This is a genomic window from Deinococcus pimensis DSM 21231 (genome assembly GCF_000519345.1).
Classification (GTDB): domain Bacteria; phylum Deinococcota; class Deinococci; order Deinococcales; family Deinococcaceae; genus Deinococcus_A; species Deinococcus_A pimensis.
The window spans coordinates 5034-5754 of the sequence record NZ_KI912679.1; the positions used below are offsets into that span (position 1 = coordinate 5034).

Genomic DNA, 721 nt, shown 5'->3' on the forward strand with positions numbered 1-721 from the left:
GCCGAGGAGGCGGGCGCACCCGCGCGCAGGCGGCGCAGTTCGGCGGTGGAGGCGTCACGGAACCGCGTGGAGGCGGCGCGCAGCTGCGTGAGCTGCGCCGTGAAGGCCGCCGTGTCGTTCTTCGTGAGCGACTCGATGGCCTTCACGAAGTCCGCCGTGGCGAGCGCGCCCGCGCGGGGCGAGTCCTGCACGATGCCGAACCAGCTCATGGCGCGCGCCGTCTCCAGGTAGGCGGCCGCGCGATTCTCCGGGTTGGCCCGCGAGAGGGACGCGTCCATCTTGTCCGTCGCGAGCTTCTCGAATTCCAGCCGCACGAGGTCCACCTGACCCGCGCGCGCGGCGTTCACGATGCTCGCGCGCGGAGCGCCCTTGAAGCCGAAGTCGTCGGCGAGCGCGCCGACCTCCACGAGCGCGCCCGGCTCGTTCCTGCTGAGCGCCGTGAGGGTGGAGTCGTGCAGGGCCTTGCGCAGCAGACCGCGCGCCTGCGCGGCCTGCGCGTCGAGGTCCGTCTGGGAGCGCGCCACGGCGATGCGGGTGTTCTGCAGCGCCACCTTGATGCCGTCCGTGAGGACGGACTTGCCCAGCGACGGCGCGACGCCGTCGAAGACCTCGCGGGCGTCGTCGATGGCGGCGAGGCTGCGGGTCGGGTCGGTGGCGCGCAGCCTCACCGCCGTGTCGAGCGAGCCGACGATCTGACGGTAGGGAGCGGCGGGGAAGGCGG

General features: G+C 73.5%; 1 pseudogene. It reads right to left on the reverse strand.

Going from position 1 to position 721, the window contains the following annotated elements:
- Positions 1-721, reverse strand: a pseudogene (locus DEIPI_RS40730) (hypothetical protein); the annotation flags it as partial.